A 17551-nucleotide genomic window follows, 5' to 3' on the forward strand; every position below is an offset into this window, starting at 1 on the left:
TATGGTATATCAAAATGAAAAAATACAAAAGAAAATAGCTTTTATGAATGCTAAAAAGAAAATACAACAATTAGCTTATATTGAGGTAATTGATTTTGAAAGTGATGCTTCTCAATGGCTAAAATTATGTGAAGCAGTATTAAAACAATTTCGTCAAATAGACTCTACACCGTCTGATATTTTAACAATTACAGACAATGTATCTGTTATGGCTTGGTTAAAAAATTCACTAGATTTTCTGAAAGAGAAAAGAGAATGGTTTATTTTAGTTGTAAATGACCCTTTTCCTGTTTGGGCAAATGTAAAAGCTCTAGATTTCGATAAGGCAATTGAAGAGATTTGGCTATCCTCAGAGAATCACAACATCATTGTAGCAGATAAAGCAACTGGTAAAATCGCTCAGATATTTTCAGAAGAAAAACATTTTGAACTGCATATTGGAAACTGCGCGATTTAATTATAATCCAGGTTAATTGATTAAGTAGCAGCCACAATCTGAAAACCCGCATTTAACAATGATTTGAATAACCATCACCACTACTTTGATTTTAATGGAATCAAGGTTTCACTTGTCTAATATAATTGATGATTTTAATTATAATACATTGTAGAGGTGATTCAATAAATGAGAGCCACAGTTATTTAGAGGAGTTAGAAGATTTTTCAGGTGTGACATTTCATCAGGGTATCGATTCACCTGAAGAAGCGTTACAGGAGTTTATTCATGAAGCTACTAAAGTATGTCTGCTCTCTACGATAAAGGATTGTCAGGATTTTTTGAATAGTACTTTAACATTTCAAGAAAAAGAAAGCTTTATCGAAAATAATGCAGAAATATACTTTCCGGCGATCTCATTAAAACCTATACAGTGGTTTAATAAAATAATAGAGGAAATGAAAGAAGCAGTGAAAATAAAGTAACACAAAAACCTTGATTGACTAATGCCTTTCAAGGTTTTTGTGTTTATTTTGCTTCATAGTATTTTTGCAAAAAGGGGAATCGGATGAAGTCGATGAACTCAAAGCGGCGGTGGCTGATTTTCCTGTACTGAAGGATGTTCCCTCTTGGTGGAAGAGTATGAGAAAACCACCGCTTTAAATGCTCTGAATGGTTTTATATCCAAGTATGATTCGGAGATGTTAGAATCAATTCTAGCGTTTTTTAATAATGATTTATTCACTTCAGATGAGTTTGCAGAGCTATTCGGAAAAGAAACGGCTGTCTTTCTAACACTCACCGTCACCCAGCTGGCCGAGAAAATCATGAATTCCATCGATGCAGATATTCCATTCAAGGTTTTATCGGAAAGAACTGCTGAGTGGATTGAATCATGGTCACAGGAGTTGGCGCAGCTGATGCAGCTGAATACTCATACAGCCATTGAGCAAACGCTGAAAAAAGGTATAAAAGAAGGCCGTTCTATCCAGGAGATTGAACTGGAGCTGAAGGACTTTCCTGAATTCAGCCGGAAGCGTGCACGTGTAACAGCTGGAACGGGGAAGAAGTGGAAGCACAGCGGAGGGAAAAAGAATCAGTCGAGGGATAGTCATGTGCAGCTGTATGGCACAATTATTCCTCTCGATGATGAATTTGAGATACCATGCAGCGGAGAGCGGTGTATGTTTCCGAGAGATACACAGCTCACGCCAAAAGAGCGAGTAAATTGTCATTGTGCGGTTGGTCCTGTGGTTGAACCTGTTATTCTTGGGTTATCAGCTGAGGAAAAAGAAGAGATTAGAAGAAATACCTTACAAAACATGGAATGAAATAGTATAATATCCTCATTATTTAAAGAATGGGGTTATTTGATGAACTCAGAATTGTGGGAGTTAGTTAAAGAAAATATAGCAGTAATAGCAGCTGGATTATCTTTAATTACTGCTGTTTTATCAGCCACTATTGCTTATTTTTACAACATTAAACACAAAGATTTAGATAGGTTTTATAAAAATGCTCAGGAAACTATGGAAACATTAATTGAGCCTATGTATTTTAAGTTGAAAGAGATTGAACCAGTTGTAGATAAGGAACACAAAATTGAACTTCTTAAGGAATTTTTTGCTGCTTATAATTACAATAAAATTAATATTTCTAGGCTAGGAAATCGAAAGCTTATTGATAACTTTTTAAAGGCTGAATTCGCTTTTAAAGAACTTTTTATAGACAATAATGAATCTTTATATCAAGAGCTGCTATTGAATATTAATCAATTGAAAGAGGTTGTCGATAAAGATTATTGGAAATTGTTTGAGGTGATTTATAAAGACTACAATTGGTATAAACAAACAGCCGATATGAATTATATATTAAGGTTCATATTAAGAGTCGGATTCTTTTTGGAGAATACTTTTTATGGAGTTATATTTATATCCTATGTTCTTATGATTACCTTTATAATTTATTCAATTGGTACAGCCTCGTTTAATGGCATATTGTTTAGGATTTTATTAGCAATTTTCTTAGGGTCAACTTTCTTGTATTTATTCTTAAGTGTTTATACTACAGCTGCAGAAGATACAAAGCAGAAAAAGACTACTGGGGACATTATAAGGGAAAACTATTTTTCCTTTCAAAGCAAAATAATCAGGACCTCTTGTTTCCCCGTAGTATTAATCTGGAAAGTGTTAAAATACATTTTTAAATTACTCAAGAAGTTCATTGTATATATAATACCTTTCTTTAAAAACGATCAGAGATATTCTTGAAAGGGGGTGAACAGATGCAAAAAGAGAATTAAAAAACGCAAAAATCACGCACGTTTCATACGTAGACAAGGCTGCTAATCAAAAGCAGTTCTTTTTTATGAAATCAGAAAAACAGCCAGACTTTCAAAAAGAGATCAAGGTCATTGCGAAGGCTGATGATGCACAGCGTCTTGTGTACGGTATTGTATACGAACCCAACGTAGCTAATGCACATGGTGATTACATGACGCCGGAAGAAATTGAGAAAGCCGCTCACGGCTTCCTAAAGGATGCACGTGAGATCGATAAGCAACATGATTTTCAAGGCGGTGTCGGAGAAGTCGTTGAATCTTACATTGCTCCCTCTGACTTTGAAATGGGCGATGAGATTATCAAGAAAGGATAGTGGGTCCTTGTTGACGAAGGCTTCCTAAGATATTTGGAGCCAGATTCAAAAGGGCGAGATCACCGGATATTCAATGGCCGGAACAGCGGATATAGGAAAACAAGAGCGAGAGCCAGCTTCTGAAGAGAAGGGGCTTTTTTCTTTGCTCAAAAACTTCTTTCTTAAAGGAGAAGTAAAGAACCGATACGACGAAGGCCGCATGCGTCGGGAGTTTTGGGCGGCACAAGATGCCTTGAATTCTGTTTTATTTAAATGGGATTCTTACGACGATGAAGACTTGGAGACTGATCCTGACAAGGTTAGGTCAGCACTGCAAGATTTTGTGGAAATCACACAAGAGATTTTGCTTACTGATGACTTAGCGGGGATCCAAACTGAACCACTTGAAGAAGTTGCAAAAGCTGGCCGGAAGTTTTCAGCTGCTAACTTAACTGAATTGAAAAATGCCAGAGCCGCTATCGACAATCTATTGAGTCAAGAGGCGGTTGAAATTGCTCAATGAGGCATTCGGAAGCTGATCACATAGCAAGGCAATATTGGGTATTTCTTATTCTTAAATCTTAAAAAGGTCATTCAAAATTCCCAGTACATCCATGACCTCATTACAATCGTTTTCTATCATATAAAAGCAGAAAAAGGGTTCTTTTTGTACAAGTCTCAAAGCACACTCAAACGAGTGTGCTCAGGCTGTCGAGAAAATCTCGACAGCTTTATTTTTTTCCTTAAATTTTTTCCATTCCCCCGTTTTATAATAGAGAAAAGCATACTAAAGGAATTTGTTTTTCTCATGTTCCACACTAGAAATTCTTCTCAGCACGAAGCCGAATTTGTATTGCTAGATCAACTGGTCGAAGAGGATCACCTGCTTCGTAAAATTGATCAGTACATTGACTTTTCATTTATCGTAGATAAAGTAAAACCGTATTATAGCGAGAATAAAGGTCGTCCTTCTCTTGATCCACTTATTTTATTCAAAATGATGTTTATCGGATACCTGTACGGTATCCGTTCTGAAAGACAACTTGAAAAAGAAATTTACTATAACATGGCGTATAGATTGTTTTTAGGTTTGAACATCAATGACCCCGTTCCCCACCACTCGACCATTAGCTGGAATCGTCGTACTCAATTCAAAGATACAACGATTTTTCAAGACATTTTTGATGAAATTGTGCTTCAAGCCATCAATCATGATATGGTAGGAGGCCGCGTTCTTTTTTTACTGATTCGACTCATCTTAAAGCCAATGCCAATAAACATAAATATACGAGAAAAACGATTGAACAAGATACCCAGAACTATATAAATGATTTAGAAGAAGCGATCCAAGAAGATCGGGTGGCACACGGAAAAAAGCCCTTAAAGGTAAAAGAGGAGGTGAAAACGGAAAAAGACATTCGTCAAAGTACGACTGACCCTGAAAGTGGCTATATTTATCGTGAAAATAAACCAGAAGGCTTTTTCTACCTAGACCACCGTACAACGGATATGAAGTACAATATCATCACGGACGCCAATGTCACGCCCGGCAATATCCATGACTCTGTTCCGTATCTTGATCGATTGGATCACCAAATCGCCCGATTTGGTTTTCAAGTAGAAGCTGTTGCCCTTGATTCTGGTTATTTGACAACCCCAATCTGTAAAGGTTTATCCGATCGCCGTATTTTTGGTGTCATCGCACATAGACGCTTTCATCCAACAAGAGGATTATTTGAGAAATGGAAATTTCAGTATGATTCTGAACATGATCACTACATATGCCCAAATGGCGAGAAGCTATTATATACAACAACTGATCGAAAAGGTTATCGATTCTACAAATCAGACCCTAAAAAATGCGTATCGTGTCCTTTCCTAGAGAGCTGTACAAGGTCGAAAAATCATCAAAAAGTGATCTCAAGACATGTATGGGAAGAACATAAAGAAAAGATCAGACAAAATCGTCTGTCTGCTTCTGGAAAAGAGCTATATAAAAAAAGAAAAGAAAAAATAGAGCGAAGCTTTGCAGATTCAAAACAACTGCATGGGCTTCGCTACTGCCGGTTGAGGGGAAAACAAAATGTGAGTGAGCAAGTGCTTCTCACAGCTGCCTGTCAGAACATGAAGAAGATTGCCACACACCTAGCGAAGCTAGGCTAGGTGTGTGGGAGGCCTTTTTCATTAAATCTCATCCATCATCATTACGATGAAAATAAAAAAGATTGTAGAAAAACATGAGTTTCTCTACAATCTGAGCACACTCAAGCGAGTGTGCTTTTTCTTATAACAAAAGAACACCCAAAAAGCTGCACAGCATTTGCTGAAGACATTTGGGCTTCTTTGATGCATGTGAGTTGATTAGACTTATAACCAAAGGGAAGAAGGGAGGAATTCGAACTGCACTTAACCAAAAGGGGCACGACTTTATTATCGATGCTGCTTCACACAACCTCTTATCTATCAATTGAAGATTTACAGAATCGACTGAATGTCTCTACTCGAACCGTCTACTCTGAAATCAAACGAATGAATAGCTGGCTGAAAACTCATGAGCTTAGTGGCGTTCAGCGAAAAGATCAACTTGGCTACTACTTAAATCCACATGAAAAAGAAGTCATTATTCAAAAAGCTGACACCATTCTTGTCGGTCACGATTATGAACCATGTGTAAAGGAAAGAAGGGCGATCCTGCTCTTATCCATTGCATGCAATGAGAAATATCTAAAAATAGATGATTTGATGAAGCTCACCAAAGTGAGCAGAAATACATTGCTTGAAGATATGAAACAGCTAAAAGAAGCACTTTCAAAGCAGCTGCTCACGCTTCACTATCAGGCAGCCTGCGGCTATTTGATTTCAGGAGAAGAAAGAGCGATTCGATTGGCGCTGAAACCTTATATTCATTCCATTCGCACCATGATAAAAAATGAAAAAGCGTTTTCATCTTTTTGGTTAAAGGGGCCCATTTCATATAAAAGGTTAAAACATCTCCTCGAGCAGTCAGAACAAGAGCTTAAGCTCGAGTTTGCAGATGAAATGCTGGATCAGCTGTCTTTGGATCTCTTTTTCTACTTTAAGCGGATGAAGCTAGGGCGTGCTGTACACCTTTCAAACGAAGAAAAGCGTACATTGCAGGAAACAGATGAATGCTTGGCGGCTATTCGTTTCATGGCACGAATTCAAAGAGAAACCGGCCTTCAAGTTCATGATGATGAAATCTATTTTCTTAGCACTCTATGGCTCAGCGCCAAGAAACAAAAGCTTCCATCAAGTCAAAAGCCAGAAGAGCATCTCATTCGCACCATTGCCAGACAAATGATTTTTGATTTTCAGCGGTATGCTTGTATCTCCTTTCAAGAGTACGAAGCCTTGGAGCAAAACTTAACCATGCATCTCATCCCAGCCTATTACAGACTCATCTATCACATTGATATCAGCAATGAATTAACAGAATCTATTAAAAAAACACAGCCAGAGGTGTTTGACATCACTCAAAAGGTCGTATGCCATATAGAAAAGGCGACCTGCTCAAAGATAAGTGATCATGAAATTGCTTGCGTGGCGATGCATTTTGGTGGTTGGATGAGAAGAGAAGGAATTTCGCCAATTGTGCGGCGTTCTGTATACATTGTTTGCGGCGAAGGAATTGGCACAAGTCATATGCTAAAAACACAGCTTATCGAATTAATCGGTTATATCGAAGTTCGTGATCTATTATCAAAGCGATCATATGAAGAAATGTCATCCATTGATGTCGACTTTGTTGTGTCAACAACACCTATTTCGTTTAAAGGAAAGCCCGTTCATCTCGTTCATCCCATCCTTACTGCCTATGAGAAAAAAACCTTACTTCAATATGGAGAAGGTGCAGAAACCTTGTTTGATGAGAAAAATGTGAACGTTTTATTCAGGATCATTCAACAGCACAGCATCGTACAAAATGAAAAAGCACTGCTTCGTGATCTTAAAGAGCTACTTCATCCCGCATATGTATCCCATCAGAAAGGGTGGAAACCAGTGTTAAACGATTTATTAACAGAAAAAACCATTCAACTCCAGCAAACAGCAGAAACGTGGCAAGAGGCCATCACAAAAGCAGCACAGCCTTTACTCGAACAAAACGCCATTCAGAAAGGTTATGTGGAGGCCATGATTCAGTCCGTTGATCAAAATGGACCTTATATTGTGATTGCACCACAAGTAGCCATTCCACATGCCAGACCAGAGGACGGCGTGAACGAATTAAGCATGTCACTCATGTCATTCGAACGGCCCGTCTTTTTCTCTAAGGATGAAAAAAAACAGGTTCGTCTCATCATCGTGCTAGCAGCCATTGACAGTATGACCCACCTGAAAGCACTCAAACAGCTGACCATGCTGTTAAGTGATGAAAAACGGATGAAACAACTGGTTGAAGCAAAGGAATTAGTAACGGTGCAAAAACTAATTGATCAATTTTCACAACGATAAAGGAGGAAAAAGAGAATGAAAAAAATTCTTGTTGTGTGCGGAAACGGATTAGGAAGCAGCTTTATCGTAGAAATGAATGTCAAAAAAGCATTAGAAGAGTTAGGACTTGTAGCTGAAGTGGATCATACCGATCTCAGCACAAGTAAAAATGAACTGGCTGATCTATATATCGGAGCAACAGATATTATCGATCAGCTGGATGACGGCACAAGAAAGATCGCTGGGTTAAATAACTTGTTAGACCAGGAAGCCATTAAAGACGTTCTTCGCAAACATATTTAAGCCACGAAAAGGGGGATTCACATCATGATAGAACTGATCATGAACGATATATTGGGCACACCGGCCATTCTCATCGGGTTGTTTGCACTGGCCGGTTTACTTTTGCAGAAAAAATCAGCCGCAGATACCGTGTCAGGCACCTTAAAAACAACGATGGGTTTTTTAATATTAGGAGCGGGCGCCACAGTCGTATCTGATTCACTTGGAGTTTTTCGAAAAATGTTTGAAGCAGCATTTCACATTCAAGGGGTTGTCCCAAATACAGATGCCATGGCGGCCATTGCTCAAAAGGAATTCGGGACACAGACGGCTCTCATTATGATTTTTGGCATGCTGGTCAATTTATTATTGGCAAAATTCACGCCCTTTAAATACGTCTTTTTAACAGGACACCATACCTTGTATATGGCTGCAATGCTCGCAGTCGTTCTCTCGACAGCTGGAATGCAAGGAGCGTTTCTTGTCACCACCGGTTCGATTATATTAGGGACAGCTATGGTCATTGCACCCGCTATTCTTCAGCCATTCACAAGGAAAGTCACTGGAAGCGATGATCTCGCGCTTGGACACTTCAGTACCTTCGGTTATTTTACAGCGGGAATGATCGGAAAATGGATCGGTCGTCCGGAGAGATCAACAGAAACCATTCAAGTACCTAAATCACTCGGCTTTCTACGAGATACATCTGTGGCCATTTCAATCACGATGGCTTTGCTGTTCTTTGCGATTGCACCATTTGCTGGGATTCCCTTTATAGAACAAATGAGCGGAGGCACGAACTTCGCTGTCTTCATTCTTATTCAGGCTATAACCTTTGCTGCTGGTGTGTACATTATTTTAGCCGGGGTGCGGATGGCAATCGGTGAAATCGTGCCTGCTTTCAAAGGGATTGCCGATCGTTTTGTGAAAGGGGCAAAACCGGCACTTGACGCACCAACCGTTTTTCCATTTGCTCCAAATGCAGTCATTATCGGTTTTTTATGCAGCTTTGCAGGAGGCATCGTATCCATTTTTCTTTTACCTTTGTTTGGTTTAACTGTCATTGTTCCTGGTCTTGTCCCTCATTTTTTTTGCGGCGCTACAGCAGGAGTGTATGGCAATGCAACAGGAGGCGTGAGAGGGGCTGTCGCTGGGGCATTTGCAAATGGGTTGCTTCTTTCTTTTTTACCTGCTTGTTTATTACCTGTGTTAGGAACCCTTGGTTTTGAAGGAACAACTTTTGGAGATACAGACTTTGGTATCATCGGAATCTTGATTGGATTGATCAAGCTTTTATTTCAACTGTAAAAAGGAGGAACCTGGGAATGACAGCCATTTTTTCACCTTCACTGATGTGCATGGATTTAACGCATTTCCGCGAACATATTCATATTCTCAACACGAGAGCAGATCGATATCATGTCGACGTCATGGATGGTCATTACGTGAAAAATATCACCTTATCACCCTTTTTCATAGAACAGCTTCGAAAACTGACAGATAGACCAATTGATGTGCATCTTATGGCAGAATACCCCCAAGAATTTTTAATCGATGCCTGCATTGATGCAGGCGCAAGCATGATCTGCTTACACCCAGAGGTCGTGCAAAGAGACGTTTTTAGAATCATTCGGCATATCCATCAAAGAAACTGCGAGGTCGGCTTTGTCTTAAACCCCGCCACACCAATTGCAGCGTTAGATTCCTATCTACATTTAATAGACCGAGTGACGATCATGACGATTGATCCAGGCTTTGCAGGTCAGCCTTTTATTAAAGAAATGCTTCAGAAAATGAAACAGGTGAAAGATGTTAAAGAGAAGGGAGGCTACTCGTTTTCAATTGAAGTAGACGGCTCTTGTAATGAGAGCACGTTCCGGCTGCTTGCTGAGGCTGGAAACGAGATCTATATTATCGGCAACTCAGGTTTATTTGGACTTCACCATCAACTTGATACAGCTTGGGAGACAATGAAGCAATTGTTTTCAAAAGAAACAGCCTCAATTGAATCACGTTAGTAAAAGAGGATGAAACCCATCCTCTTTTTTACGCAACTTTACTAAAACCTCACATCTAACCAAAACATACTCAAAAACAAGATAAAAAATCACGAATTCACACTTGAAAGCGCTTTATCAACATGTTATCCTTCAAATATCTTTAGTAAATATTTAGTCAAAAACCAAGAGGAGTTTGCCTATGACCACACTCAAAGATATTGCTCATGATGCAAAAGTGTCCGTTTCTACTGTATCCCGTGTGTTAAATGGCGATCAAACCCTTGCCGTTTCGCACGCAACAAGACAAAACATCCTCGACATTGCAAAGAAGTTAAACTATACCCCAGTGAGAGCAAGAAAAGCCGATCAAGCAGAGGAAAAAAGCCCATCTGAATCCCCAGTCATCGGTATCGTTGTCGCTCAATCCATTGACGAAGAATTAAATGACCCCTTTTTTTCATCGATTCGAAAAGGAATTGAAAAAGAATATGCCAAACAAGGGCTCTCCACCCTCCATACCTTCCGCCTGAGAAGCATGGATAAAGGGGCGATGCTAAAGGATATTGACGGTTTGATCGTCATTGGACGAATTAGCCCTGATACGGTGGAAAAAATGACAAATCGAATGGAACACATTGTTTTTATCAATCATTATGCGGATGAGGATTTATATGATTGTGTACATGTCGATTTTGTCAGAGCGGCAGATCGAGCGATTCGCCATCTGCAATCGCTTGGCTATACACATCTAGGCTATCTTGGCGGAAAGGAGCGAGAGCATTATTTCGAAGGTAATGCTGTGATTGAGGACGAAAGACAAACGACGTTTATGAAAAGAATGCAAGAGGCAGGTGGTCTTCATCTGGATGACATCCATATTGGAGAATACTCCATGCAAGAAGGCTATACGCTCATGCAGAAGGCCATTAAAAAAGGAAACCTGCCACAAGCCTTTTTTATCGGAAGTGATTCAATGGCGATCGGTGCAATGCGCGCGCTCAACGAAGCCGGTCTAAGTGTTCCTTCAGATGTATCTATTGTTGGGTTTAATGACATTGAAGCTGCTTCATTTTCAAGCCCGCCGCTTACAACCGTCAAAGTATATACAGAAGAAATGGGGGAAGTCGGTTTGAAGCTTTTGCTTGAGAGAATAAACGGCAGAAAGCTTCCTCTAAAAGTTGTCATGCCAACAAAACTCATCGAAAGAGGCAGCACATGCCTCATCCATGAAAGGGGGTGAACCGCGTTTTCAGCAAACAAAAAAGAGACAAAAAAGCAGAAAGCAAGCTGCTTCGCATGATGGCCAGATCATGCGAAGAACAAGGCAGCCTACCGGTATGCTCTCTTATCTCTTTGAAAAGAATAGAATTCCAGTATAATGGACTTCTTTTGTTTCCGCAACTGCATGAATTCTACTGATTATCGTCTGAATTTTCAGTGATTAAAAGGAGGAAACCATGAATAAAAAAATCATGCTACTCACTGCGGCCTTTATCTTGACCATTCTTTTGTCTGCTTGTAGCAATAGCGGAACGTCCGAAGCAAACGGAAAGGTCACCCTAACTCTCTTTTCGACGATGAGCAACAGCGGGGAAAGAAAAGCGTTTGAAGAAGTGATTCGTAAGTTTGAAAAAGAGCATCCACATCTTCGAATCGATGCCAACTTCCCAGGCAACAGCTATGAAGATACGATCCGTGTCAAAATGGGGGCAAATGATATGCCGGATCTGTTTGACACACACGGCTGGGCCAAACTGCGCTACAGCGAGTATGTCGCTGATCTAAAAGAAATGGATTGGGTGAAACAGCTTGATCCTTCACTCGATCAAATTTTAAAGGACCAAGATGGAAAAGTATACGCGTATCCGCTGAATCAAGCAAAAGACGGGCTTAGCTTTAATGCCAATCTATTAAAGGACTATGACATTGAGGTTCCTAGAACACTTGATGAATTCAAATCGGCTTTGCTGACCGTTAAGGAAAAGAGCAAAGGAGAGGTTGTGCCGCTCTGGATACCAGGAGGAGACAACTCAAATATCGCCCAAGTTTTTGATGAACTCGCCACACCTTTATTGATCACCAGTCCAAACCATCGATACGGAAAAGACCTTGAAAACGGATCATTTGATTGGTCTCTCTATACACCGCTTGCACAGTTCATGAAGGATCTGAAGGATCAAGATCTTTTAAACAAAGATGTCCTAACAGCAAAACTATCTCAAGCACCTGAACTGATGGCACAAAACAAAATAGCTTTCACCTTTGTCGGAGGGTCTTTAGGACCTGAGGCGACAGAACTCAATCCATCGATCAAAGTAGGCGCGATGCCAGTTCCTTCCATTCATGAAGGAGATAAGCAAAGCTGGATTGGAGGAGAACGGTTTACGGTCGCTGCATGGAAGGACTCCAAACATCTAAAAGAAGCAAAACAATTCATCGATTTTCTCGCAAAGCCTGAAAATGCGAAAAAAATCGCAGAAGGCACCTCATCTGAAGCAGCCTTAAAGCAAGTTAAAGCGAAAAACTATTACTCTATGTTTTACGATCAATACGAAGAGGTGAAGATTGAACCGTATTTCGATCGAAAATACTTACCAAGCGGCATGTGGGCTGTCATGGCAACAACGGGTCAAGAATTATTAGCAGGCTCCATCACACCAGAACAATTATCGAAGAAGATGGAAGAGGAATATAAGCGTCTGAAAAAACAATAGCAGGCTCATGCTGAAACAGGAGTGAATCCAATGAATGACATCACAAAAGCACAGCAGCCAGCCGCATTCACCTCTTTACCAAAGCAGAAAATGAAAAAAAGCCAGAATTCATCCCTTTGGTGGATGTACTTACCAGCTGTTCTCATTGTCAGTACCTTTATCATTTATCCTTTTTTGAACGGAATTCAGCTATCTTTTACGAATTGGAATGGGTTCTCACAAACTTATGAATGGATTGGGCTTGATCAATATAGGCGTCTGCTTCAGGACCCAACCACATGGCTTGTTGTTAAAAATACGCTTCTATACGGAATCGGTAGCACAATCTTACAAAATATCATCGGACTTGGATATGCTCTTTTATTAAATCAAAGCTTAAAGATGAGAGCCATTACAAGAACAGTCATCTATTTACCTGTCATGATTAGTCCGATTGCGATGGGCTATATTTGGTATTTCGTGTTTGCTTACCAAGGCGGTGCCTTAAACGATGTGGTGACGCTTTTTGGATTTGATCAAATGAATGCGCTTGGCAATCCCCAATTAAACACATGGATCATTGTGCTCGTCAACACCTATCAATTCGTTGGGATTGCGATGATCATTTATTTAGCAGGACTGCAAAGTATTCCTAAGGATTATTATGAAGCGGCACAATTAGACGGTGCATCCAGCCTCCAGCAATTCAGGCGAATCACATTGCCGCTCCTTATACCGTCTATCACCATTAATGTTGTGCTGAATGTCATTGGCGGGCTCAAGCTCTTTGATGTCATTGTGGCGCTTACTGGCGGCGGACCGGGAGATTCCTCACAATCGATGTCGACCTTTATGTATGATCTGTATTTCAAACGTCAGGATGCAGGCTATGCAGCAACTCAAGGGGTCTTCATGGCGGTCATCATCCTTGTCATTAGTGTCGCAGCGTTGATGTATTTCAAACGAAAGGAGACCGAGGTGTGATGGAAAATGCCTTTAAACGTAAGAAGAGATGGTACACCTTCCTCGCCCTTTTGGTGACATTGCTTCATCTCATTCCATTTTATATCTTGGTAACGACATCATTAAAGGGGATAGGAGATTTCAGTTCAAAATGGCTATTTCCAAAAGCGCTTCATCTTGAAAACTTTCGCACGGCATGGACAGAGGCTCAGCTTGGCCAATCCTTCTTGAATACCGTGATCATTACGTTCAGCTCTGCTGTATGCCTCATCTTTCTTGGCTCTCTTGCAGCCTATCCGCTCGCAAGAAGAAGCACAAAGCTAAATAAAGCAGTTTATGTTTTATTCATCGCCATTATGGTCATTCCACCACTCACAGCCCTTGTCCCGCTCTATAAATTGGTCGTTCAAATTGGGATGATGAACACCTATCAAATCGCTATTTTAAATAATGTCGCTGCTTTTTTGCCGCTAACGATTTTCTTATACGCAGGCTTTATCCGGTCAACCATTCCAAAGGAGCTTGAAGAAGCAGCCCGTATTGATGGAGCTGGGACACTTAGAGTTTTTTTCACCGTCGTTTTTCCGCTTCTGAAACCCATTACCGCTTCTGTTTTAATCATTGCCTGTGTGTATATTTGGAATGACTATCAATTTGCCATCTTCTTTTTACAAGATAAAGAGATGCATACACTCACAGTCGCCCTATCCCATTTTTTTGGTCAAAATCAACATCAGCTTCAGCTCGTTGGTGCTGCTGCGCTCATTGCAATGCTGCCGATGGTGACGATGTTTTTACTGTTGCAAAAATATTTTATCGCAGGGCTTTCACAAGGCTCTGTCAAAGGATAGTTCAATATGGATGCGAAAAGGAGAGTCGTCTATGTCTAAAATTACATTTATCGGTGCAGGGAGTACCGTGTTTGCTAAAAATATATTAGGAGATTGTTTGTTCGTCCCTGCACTAAGCGGTTTTGAATTCGCTTTATATGATATCGACCACAACCGGCTGAAAGAATCAGAAACGATGCTCCGCCATTTAAAAGAGAACTACGCTGCACATGTGACCATTACGTCCTATCACAACCAAAAAGAAGCCTTAAAGGATGCAAAATATGTGATCAATGCCATCCAGGTTGGAGGCTACCGGCCAAGCACGGTGATTGATTTTGAGATTCCGAAAAAATATGGGTTAAGACAAACGATTGCGGATACAGTTGGCATCGGCGGGATCTTCCGCTTCCTTCGAACATTTCCTGTGATGCTTGATTTTGCAAAGGAGATGGAAGAGGTTTGCCCAAATGCTTTATTGTTAAATTACACAAATCCAATGGCCACACTGACAGGTGCGATGCTGCGCTATACACCGGTTCAAACGGTGGGTCTTTGTCATAGCGTGCAGGTGTGTACAAAGGATCTATTTGAATCACTTGAAATGGATCATGAAGGAATTGAAGAAAAAATTGCTGGCATCAATCACATGGCGTGGTTATTAGAAGTGAAACGAGACGGAAAAGATTTGTACCCTGACATCAAAAGAAGAGCGAAAGAAAAGCAGAAATCACGGCATCATGATATGGTACGTTTTGAGATGATGGATAAATTCGGCTACTATGTCACAGAATCCTCAGAACATAATGCCGAATATCATCCTTATTTCATTAAATCACGCTATCCAGAACTGATCGGTCAATTTAACATTCCGCTCGATGAATATCCGAGACGCTGCGAGGAACAAATCAACAACTGGAATACCATGAAGCATGACCTTGTGGGCAATACACAGATCACACATACTCGCTCAAAAGAATATGGTTCTCGTATCATTGAAGCGATCGAAACGAACGTTCCCTTTAAATTTGCCGGGAATGTGCTGAATACAGGAGGCCTCATTCACAACCTGCCTGAAAAAGCGTGTGTCGAAGTGCCGTGTGTTGCAGATCGGAGCGGTATCATGCCTTGCTATGTCGGAGAGATCCCTGAACAATTGGCTGGACTGAACCGGACCAATATCAGCTCACAGCTCATGACAATCGAAGCAGCAATCAGCGGCAAAAAAGAGCACATTTATCAAGCGGCATTACTTGATCCACACACAAGCGCTGAACTATCGATTGATGACATCATCAAATTATGCGATGAACTCATTGAAGCACATGGTGAGATGCTCCCGCATTTTGCAGAACCGAATCAATATGCCGCATCAACCAACTTACAGAAATAAACCAGCCTCTACCTGATGCCACGCGCATCAGGTTTTTTTATGCTGCAAAAAGAGGATTGACTGAAAGCGTTTTTAATATTATGATTTTTCTAAAGTTAACCAACAGTTAATCAAAAATACACCATGAATGAATCACATTCCGGAATCATTTCTCACAAACAAATGGACGATTGGCAACCTTTCACACGTTAGAGCAAGCTTTTATCACAACGTAAACCAAAACGACAATAATATTTGACAAAGAGTGTATACAGATGGGCGCCCATTAGATGAGACAATGACAACCATACACATCCTATAATCATGACATTTTTTCATAAAAAGGAGAGAGGGAACATGACCAAAACAGATGTACAAATGTTGAAAAATTATATTGGCGGACAATGGATTGAGGCAGAAACTAGTCAAACAGAGGCAGTATATAACCCAGCTACTGGCGAGATCATCGCAGAAGTGCCGCTTTCAACAAAAAAAGATGTCGAACGTGCGGTACAGGCAGCACAACAAGCATTTACCACTTGGTCGAAAACACCCGTTCCCCGCCGTGCACGCATTTTATTTAAATACCAGCAGTTACTCGTTGAAAAATGGGATGAGCTGGCTGAACTCGTCACGATTGAAAACGGAAAAAGCATCACAGAAGCAAAAGGAGAAGTGCAGCGCGGGATTGAATGTGTCGAATTTGCCGCTGGTGCACCAACCTTAATGATGGGAAAACAATTACCAGATATCGCATCTGGACTCGAATCTGGCATGTATCGCTATCCAATTGGCGTCATCGGCGGGATTACTCCATTTAACTTTCCGATGATGGTCCCTTGCTGGATGTTTCCGCTTGCCATTGCCTGTGGAAATACGTTTGTTTTAAAACCTTCAGAGCGCACGCCGATTCTTGCCGCACGTTTAGCCGAGCTATTTGAAGAAGCAGGTCTTCCAAAAGGTGTTCTCAACATTGTCAATGGGGCTCACGATGTCGTCAACGGTCTGCTTGAACACCAAAAGGTCAAAGCCATTTCATTTGTCGGCTCTCAGCCAGTCGCAGAATACGTCTATAAAAAAGGCACAGAGCATGGCAAACGTGTCCAAGCACTTGCAGGAGCAAAAAATCACTCCATTGTCCTCAAAGATGCAGATTTAGATGCGGCAACGAAACAAATCATTGGTGCTGCCTTTGGATCAGCAGGAGAGCGCTGCATGGCCGCGGCCGTTGTCGCAGTGGAAGAAGAAGTGGCAGATGAACTCATTCAAAAATTAGTTGATGAATCGAACGAGCTCGTCATTGGAAATGGAATAAATGAAGAGGTCTTTCTTGGTCCAGTCATTCGAAAGGAACATAAGGAGCGAACGCTTCAATACATTCAGTCAGGGATTGAAGAAGGCGCAAGTCTCATTCGAGATGGTAGGAAAGATCATGAAACAAATGGAAATGGGTATTTCGTTGGACCAACGATCTTTGACCATGTGACAAATCAAATGAAAATTTGGCAGGACGAGATTTTCGCCCCAGTCTTATCAATTGTTCGTGTCTCTTCACTAACAGAAGCAATCGACCTGTCCAATCAATCAAAATTTGCGAACGGTGCCTGCCTGTACACAGACAGTGCATCAAGCATCAGAGAATTTCGCGAAAACATCGACGCAGGGATGCTCGGCGTCAATATCGGTGTTCCCGCACCAATGGCATTTTTCCCGTTTTCCGGCTGGAAGGATTCTTTCTACGGGGATTTGCACGCCAATGGAACAGACGGAGTGGAGTTTTACACAAGAAAGAAAATGGTAACCGCTCGTTATATGTGATCAACAGTCATGAATAAGCTAAGAAAATGCAGTTCCAAAAGGGGAACTGCGTTTTTTTGTTGTCTCCTAGT

General features: G+C 40.8%; 15 protein-coding genes and 2 pseudogenes. All 17 read left to right on the forward strand.

Annotation, left to right across the window (positions count from 1 at the left end; translation table 11 throughout):
* Position 1 precedes the first annotated feature (1 nt).
* The 17 genes and pseudogenes from MHI11_RS10475 to MHI11_RS10550 all read left to right on the forward strand — a co-directional run bounded on the left by MHI11_RS10475 (position 2) and on the right by MHI11_RS10550 (position 17480).
* Complete coding sequence (locus MHI11_RS10475; RefSeq protein WP_340911043.1) at positions 2–457, forward strand: hypothetical protein; 456 nt, start codon at positions 2–4, stop codon at positions 455–457.
* Positions 458–621: 164 nt separating this feature from the next.
* The gene (locus tag MHI11_RS10480) at positions 622–921 is read left to right on the forward strand and encodes a contact-dependent growth inhibition system immunity protein (protein ID WP_340913822.1); all 300 of its coding nucleotides are present in this window, start codon (positions 622–624) and stop codon (positions 919–921) included.
* A gap of 37 nt (positions 922–958) precedes the next feature.
* Positions 959–1767 (forward strand): annotated as a pseudogene (locus tag MHI11_RS10485) (hypothetical protein).
* 42 nt (positions 1768–1809) lie between these two features.
* Positions 1810–2706 carry a hypothetical protein gene (locus MHI11_RS10490; protein ID WP_340911037.1) on the forward strand — a complete coding sequence of 299 codons (897 nt, stop codon included), beginning with the start codon at positions 1810–1812 and terminating at the stop codon, positions 2704–2706.
* 97 nt (positions 2707–2803) lie between these two features.
* Positions 2804–3091, forward strand: a complete 288-nt coding sequence (locus MHI11_RS20945) for an XkdF-like putative serine protease domain-containing protein (protein WP_445661776.1) — start codon at positions 2804–2806, stop codon at positions 3089–3091.
* 385 nt (positions 3092–3476) lie between these two features.
* Positions 3477–3569, forward strand: a pseudogene (locus MHI11_RS20950) (hypothetical protein); the annotation flags it as partial.
* Positions 3570–3878: 309 nt separating this feature from the next.
* Positions 3879–5233, forward strand: a protein-coding gene (locus MHI11_RS10500) for an IS1182 family transposase (protein WP_340961029.1) whose coding sequence is annotated in 2 segments (ribosomal slippage) — positions 3879–4307 and positions 4310–5233 — 1353 coding nt in all. Because the reading frame shifts where the segments join, the coding sequence is not laid out codon by codon here.
* A 237-nt stretch (positions 5234–5470) separates the two neighbouring features.
* Positions 5471–7543, forward strand: a complete 2073-nt coding sequence (locus MHI11_RS10505; RefSeq protein ID WP_340962316.1) for a BglG family transcription antiterminator — start codon at positions 5471–5473, stop codon at positions 7541–7543.
* 15 nt (positions 7544–7558) lie between these two features.
* Positions 7559–7825 (forward strand): PTS sugar transporter subunit IIB, encoded by a 267-nt coding sequence (locus MHI11_RS10510; protein ID WP_003212211.1) that lies wholly within the window; start codon positions 7559–7561, stop codon positions 7823–7825.
* A 24-nt stretch (positions 7826–7849) separates the two neighbouring features.
* Complete coding sequence (locus MHI11_RS10515; protein ID WP_065097404.1) at positions 7850–9112, forward strand: PTS ascorbate transporter subunit IIC; 1263 nt, start codon at positions 7850–7852, stop codon at positions 9110–9112.
* A gap of 17 nt (positions 9113–9129) precedes the next feature.
* Positions 9130–9822 (forward strand): D-allulose 6-phosphate 3-epimerase, encoded by a 693-nt coding sequence (alsE, locus tag MHI11_RS10520; RefSeq protein ID WP_217012472.1) that lies wholly within the window; start codon positions 9130–9132, stop codon positions 9820–9822.
* Positions 9823–10003: 181 nt separating this feature from the next.
* On the forward strand, positions 10004–11044 hold the full coding sequence (locus tag MHI11_RS10525; protein WP_044141354.1) for a LacI family DNA-binding transcriptional regulator: 1041 nt from the start codon (positions 10004–10006) through the stop codon (positions 11042–11044).
* Positions 11045–11261: 217 nt separating this feature from the next.
* A complete protein-coding gene (locus MHI11_RS10530; protein WP_044141355.1) occupies positions 11262–12518 on the forward strand; it encodes an ABC transporter substrate-binding protein in 1257 nt (418 codons plus the stop codon).
* Positions 12519–12548: 30 nt separating this feature from the next.
* Positions 12549–13481, forward strand: coding sequence for a carbohydrate ABC transporter permease (locus MHI11_RS10535; RefSeq protein ID WP_044141356.1), 933 nt, complete (start codon positions 12549–12551; stop codon positions 13479–13481).
* Positions 13481–14311: a carbohydrate ABC transporter permease gene (locus MHI11_RS10540; RefSeq protein ID WP_003211851.1), complete on the forward strand. Its 831-nt coding sequence runs from the start codon at positions 13481–13483 to the stop codon at positions 14309–14311. Before MHI11_RS10535 ends, MHI11_RS10540 begins: the two co-directional genes overlap by 1 nt.
* Positions 14312–14342: 31 nt before the next feature.
* Positions 14343–15683, forward strand: coding sequence for an alpha-glucosidase/alpha-galactosidase (locus tag MHI11_RS10545; protein ID WP_340961030.1), 1341 nt, complete (start codon positions 14343–14345; stop codon positions 15681–15683).
* A gap of 336 nt (positions 15684–16019) precedes the next feature.
* Positions 16020–17480, forward strand: coding sequence for a CoA-acylating methylmalonate-semialdehyde dehydrogenase (locus MHI11_RS10550; RefSeq protein ID WP_111911633.1), 1461 nt, complete (start codon positions 16020–16022; stop codon positions 17478–17480).
* Positions 17481–17551 lie beyond the last annotated feature (71 nt).

Source organism: Bacillus sp. FSL K6-3312 (assembly GCF_038007485.1).
GTDB classification, from domain to species: Bacteria; Bacillota; Bacilli; order Bacillales; family Bacillaceae; genus Bacillus; species Bacillus pumilus.

What these genes read in the sequence shown, in the direction of transcription:
- MHI11_RS10475 (WP_340911043.1), top strand. Translation starts at nt 2, where the DNA reads ATGGTATATCAAAATGAAAAAATACAAAAGAAAATAGCTTTTATGAAT.
- MHI11_RS10550 (WP_111911633.1), top strand. Translation starts at nt 16,020, where the DNA reads ATGACCAAAACAGATGTACAAATGTTGAAAAATTATATTGGCGGACAA.
- MHI11_RS10515 (WP_065097404.1), top strand. Translation starts at nt 7,850, where the DNA reads ATGATAGAACTGATCATGAACGATATATTGGGCACACCGGCCATTCTC.
- MHI11_RS10530 (WP_044141355.1), top strand. Translation starts at nt 11,262, where the DNA reads ATGAATAAAAAAATCATGCTACTCACTGCGGCCTTTATCTTGACCATT.
- MHI11_RS10545 (WP_340961030.1), top strand. Translation starts at nt 14,343, where the DNA reads ATGTCTAAAATTACATTTATCGGTGCAGGGAGTACCGTGTTTGCTAAA.
- MHI11_RS10540 (WP_003211851.1), top strand. Translation starts at nt 13,481, where the DNA reads ATGGAAAATGCCTTTAAACGTAAGAAGAGATGGTACACCTTCCTCGCC.
- MHI11_RS10510 (WP_003212211.1), top strand. Translation starts at nt 7,559, where the DNA reads ATGAAAAAAATTCTTGTTGTGTGCGGAAACGGATTAGGAAGCAGCTTT.
- MHI11_RS10525 (WP_044141354.1), top strand. Translation starts at nt 10,004, where the DNA reads ATGACCACACTCAAAGATATTGCTCATGATGCAAAAGTGTCCGTTTCT.
- alsE (WP_217012472.1), top strand. Translation starts at nt 9,130, where the DNA reads ATGACAGCCATTTTTTCACCTTCACTGATGTGCATGGATTTAACGCAT.
- MHI11_RS10535 (WP_044141356.1), top strand. Translation starts at nt 12,549, where the DNA reads ATGAATGACATCACAAAAGCACAGCAGCCAGCCGCATTCACCTCTTTA.
- MHI11_RS20945 (WP_445661776.1), top strand. Translation starts at nt 2,804, where the DNA reads ATGAAATCAGAAAAACAGCCAGACTTTCAAAAAGAGATCAAGGTCATT.
- MHI11_RS10490 (WP_340911037.1), top strand. Translation starts at nt 1,810, where the DNA reads ATGAACTCAGAATTGTGGGAGTTAGTTAAAGAAAATATAGCAGTAATA.